Origin of the sequence: Paratractidigestivibacter sp. (assembly GCF_052362415.1) — a bacterium.
Taxonomy (GTDB): Bacteria; Actinomycetota; Coriobacteriia; order Coriobacteriales; family Atopobiaceae; genus Paratractidigestivibacter.
Map to the genome: position 1 here is coordinate 41,929 of NZ_DAWEMK010000005.1, position 4,319 is coordinate 46,247.

Consider the following 4,319-nt stretch of genomic DNA (forward strand, 5'->3'; position numbering starts at 1 on the left):
TCGATCTCCTCGTGCGCGACGTTGAAGTCGCCGCAGGTCACCACGGGTTTCTGTGCGGCGAGGCCCACGAGAAACTCGCGGTAGGCCCCATCCCACTCGAGCCGCTCGTCCAGCCGCGCGAGCTCGTTTTTGGCGTTGGGCGTGTAGACGTCGACGAACCAGAACCCGGGGAACTCGAGCGCGCAGACGCGCCCCTCGTCGTCGGCGCACGCACATCCGATCTGCCGCACGACCTGCAGCGGCTCCTCGCGGCTGAACACGGCCGTCCCGGAATACCCCTTGCGATCGGCGAAGCTCCAGGTCTGCGTGTACCCCGGCAGGTCGAGCTCGAGCTGGCCCGCCTGCAGCTTGGTCTCCTGCACTGCGAACACGTCGGCGTCGAGCGCGGCAAAGACATCCGCGAAGCTCGGGTCCTTCTTTACGACGGCGCGCAGGCCGTTGACGTTCCAAGAAACGAATCTCTTTTGCATCCGAGTCCCCAATCCACGCCGGGCGAGCTAGCCGATGGTGATGTAGCCGTCCCAGCCGTTGGGGCCGTGCGGGCCGGCGTCGCGGTCGCCAAAGACGAACTCGCGCACGCGCGGCAGGTCGCGCACCGCCTGCTGCCAGCCCATCTGGTAAGAAGCCTCGAGTTTGGCGGGGCTCACCGTCGTGCTGCTCACCGGCATGTGGTCGGGGTAGATGATCAGGCAGCGCCCTTCGGCGGCGAGCCCCTCCACGCGGTCGAGCTCGGCGTTGTAGCGCTCCCAGCGCGTGAGCAACGCCTGGCGCAGGTAGGGGTAGTCGGCCGCGGCGCGCTTGATCACCGCGACCTCCGCGGGCGCGGGCTCGGTCTTGCGGTAGCCCTTCTCGCGCGTGGCCAAAAAGACGAACTTCTCGTACCCGGCGGCCTCCGCCATGCACACGCCGATGCCCGCGCCCTGCCCGAGCCCGCCGTCGTAGAGGACGTGCCCGTCGATGGGCTTGGGCCGCATCATGCCCGGCAGCGTCGAGCTCGCGCGCACGAAGTCGATGAGGCCCATGAGCTCGGTCGCGTCGTCGCGGCCGAACCGCACCGTGCGGCCAGTGTCGCGGTCGAAGGCCTGCAGGCCGAAGCCGGCGGGGTTCGCGCGGAAGGTCTCCCAATCGAAGGGGAAGGTCCCGTTGACGACGGCGCCCTCGTAGATGGCGTCGGCGTCGAAGTAGCCGGTGCCGTGGGCGATCGACGGCAGGCCGACGTGGCCGCTCACCCAGTCGGTCGAGGCGAAGGCGTCCCTCGTGCGCTTCTGGTCGCGGCTCAGGTAGTCGACGGTGTTGCTCGCGCCGGCGCTTACGCCGCACACGTAGTCGAAGTAGATTCCGTTGGCGAGGAGCACGTTCGCCATCGCCGCGGTGTAGCCCGCCCGGTAGCCGCCGCCCTCGAACACGAGGGCGCAGTCGGTCACGTTGCTTTCGAGCTTCTTTGCGGCGTTCTCCACGGCGCATGCCACCTTTCGAATCAGAGTCAACAAACAGTATGTACCCAAACCCTCCGCGCGCACGACCTATACTTCCTCAGATGTAGGCACGAGCGCGAGGAGGAGCGCATGACACATGCGATCACGGACCCGGCGAAGGCCGCGTCCCAGCTCAAAGCATATATCGATGGTGCGCAGAAGGTGGTCTTCTTTGGCGGGGCGGGGGTCTCGACCGCCAGTGGCATCCCCGACTTCCGTAGCGAGGACGGCCTGTACCACCAACACTTCAAGTACCCTCCCGAGACCATGCTCGGCCATCAGTTCTTCTGCGAGCACACGGCGGAGTTCTACGAGTTCTACCGCGAGCGCATGATCGCGCTCGACGCCAAGCCCAACCAGGCGCACCGCAAGCTCGCCGAGCTCGAGGCGGCCGGCAAGCTCACCGCCGTCGTCACGCAGAACATCGACGGCCTGCACCAGGCGGCGGGCTCGCGCAACGTATTCGAGCTGCACGGGTCGGTGCATCGCAACGTCTGCCGCCGCTGCGGCGCCGTCTACTCGGCCGAGTGGATCTTGGACCGTTCGCACGACGACGCCGAGGGCGTGCCGCACTGCCCCGAGTGTGGCGGGCTCATCAAGCCCGACGTCGTGCTCTACGGCGAAAGCCTCGACAACGACGTGGTCGAGGGCGCCATCGAGGCCATCGCCGACGCCGACTTGCTGATCATCGGCGGGACATCGCTCGTGGTGTACCCGGCCGCGGGGCTCGTGCAGTACTTCCGCGGCGATCACATCGCCATCGTGAACAAGCAGCCCACGCCGCAGGACCGCGCCGCCGACCTCGTGTGCGCCTGCGACATCGCCCGGGCGTTCGACTTCTGAGGACGTTGCCCGCGGCCCGCCGGCGCCGCGCCCCCAGCGGGTACAATTGGCTTGTTTGACCCGACCCACAACCCGATTCGATGCAAAGAGGAGCGCCCATGCTCAGGGAGAACCGCGCCGTCTGGCGCTGCGGAAAACACGAGATCAGCCTCGCGCGCCCGCGCATCATGGGCGTCCTCAACGTGACGCCGGACTCGTTCTCGGACGGCGGCGAGAACCTCGACGCGGAGGCCGCCATCGCGCACGGCCTGCAGATGCTTGACGAGGGCGCCGACATCATCGACGTGGGCGGCGAGTCCACGCGCCCCGGTCACCGCCCCGTCGCCAGCGAGGAGGAGGCCCGCCGCATCGTCCCCGTGGTCCGCGCGCTCGTGGCCGAGGGGGTCGTCGTCTCGGTCGATACGCGCCACGCCGACGTCGCCAGGATCTGCGCGCGCCTGGGCGCCGCGATCATCAACGACGTGACCGGCTTCACCGACCCGAAGATGGTCGAGGTCGCCGCCGAGACCGAGTGCGGCTGCATCGTCATGCACTGGAACAAGGCCGGTCTCGGCACGCGTCCGGCGACGACGCGCAAGGAGGTCCAGCTCGACGACTCGCGCCCTGCCCGCTCGACGGCGGCGCTCGCCATGGGCGGCGGCGTTTCTCAGCACCGCTTCACCCTGCCCGACCAGGCGGCGATCATGCGCCAGATCATGGGCTTCCTCGGCGACCAGGCCCGCGTGCTCATGCGGGCGGGCGTCTCGCGCGACCGGATCTGCATCGACCCGGGCCCGGGCTTCGACAAGTTCGCCGACGAGGACGTGGTTATCCAGCGCGCCACGCGCTCGATGGTCTCGATGGGCTACCCGCTGTGCACTGCCGTGAGCCGCAAGCGCTTCGTCGGCGCCGTCTCGGGCGTGGATACGGCGGCGGACCGCGACGCCGCTACACAGGGCATCTGCATCGCGGGGGTCGCCAACGGCGCGCGCATCCTGCGCGTCCACGACGTCGCCGGCTGCGCGCAGGCCGTCAACGCGTACTGGGCCGTCACCGAGAAGGACCCGCGCCAAGGCTTCGTGAGCCTGGGCTCCAACGTGGGCGACCGCGTGGCCAACCTCACGCGCGCCGTGCAGCTCATCGACCAGATCCCGCTGACCTGCGTGGCGAACGTGAGCCATGCCTACGAGACCGAGCCGGCCTATGGCATCGCCACGCCGGTGGCCAACTGCGTGGCCGAGATCCGCACCGAGCTCCACCCCCTCGTGCTCATGGGGCACCTGCTCAAGGTCGAGGAGCAGCTCGGCCGCAAGCACGACGTCGAGCGCGACCCAAAGAAGCCCGGCCACGCCGCGCGCATCATCGACTGCGACCTCGTGTGGGTCGAGGGGGAGGCGCACCAGGGCCGCAAGCTCACCTTGCCGCACCCGCGCCTGGGCGAGCGCGACTACGTGATCGTGCCGATGGAGGACCTGATGCACAACCCGGTGCGCTTCCTGCAGCACGGCGGCGTCGAGGTCGCCCCGCGCGAGGAGCGCGTGGGCGCCGTGACCTCCGACCTGCGGCCGAAGGTGCCGATGGGCTTCATCGACGGCGTTCCCTTCGTGGCTGCGCTCGGCGCCGCGGAGGCCATGGGCGCGCATGTCGCGTGGCCGCACGACGTCGTCGACGACGCGGGGGCGCCGCTGGCGCACGTGGCCACGCGCGCGGGCTACGACGACGAGGGCGCCTATGTCTCCTGCGAGCTCGAGGGTGATGCCGCCGACGACGCCGCGATGGACGCGGCAGCCGCGCGGGTGGACGCCTGGGCCGAGGCCGTCGCCGCCGGCAGCAAGGCCGGGCCTCTTGCCGCGGTGCTCGAGGACTACTTCGACGCTTGCCTGCTTATGAACAAGCCCGTCGAGGTCGTGCGCCGCGACGGTACCATCGCCTGCAAGGGCCGCCTTGCGGGCATCGACATCTGGGGTCGCGTCACCGTTAAGCTCCTCGACGGCCGCGAGGTCGAGATCGCCCCCGGTCAGG

At 69.4% G+C, this 4,319-nt stretch carries 3 protein-coding genes and 1 pseudogene; 2 read left to right on the plus strand and 2 right to left on the minus strand.

Features of this window, described 5'->3' with window-relative positions:
* The coding region (locus tag ACT84W_RS01285) for an exodeoxyribonuclease III (RefSeq protein WP_444327941.1) at positions 1 to 470 on the minus strand (470 nt) is incomplete at its 3' end.
* Positions 471 to 497: 27 nt separating this feature from the next.
* Entirely contained in the window at positions 498 to 1,457 is a 960-nt protein-coding gene (locus tag ACT84W_RS01290) for a patatin-like phospholipase family protein (RefSeq protein WP_444327942.1), read from the minus strand.
* Between the two features lie 108 nt (positions 1,458 to 1,565).
* Here ACT84W_RS01290 and ACT84W_RS01295 point away from each other — a divergent pair, with 108 nt between their 5' ends.
* Both ACT84W_RS01295 and folP read left to right on the plus strand, forming a co-directional pair.
* Positions 1,566 to 2,318 carry an NAD-dependent protein deacylase gene (locus ACT84W_RS01295; RefSeq protein ID WP_432290661.1) on the plus strand — a complete coding sequence of 251 codons (753 nt, stop codon included), beginning with the start codon at positions 1,566 to 1,568 and terminating at the stop codon, positions 2,316 to 2,318.
* 98 nt (positions 2,319 to 2,416) lie between these two features.
* Positions 2,417 to 3,859: pseudogene (gene folP / locus ACT84W_RS01300) on the plus strand (dihydropteroate synthase); the annotation flags it as partial.
* Positions 3,860 to 4,319 lie beyond the last annotated feature (460 nt).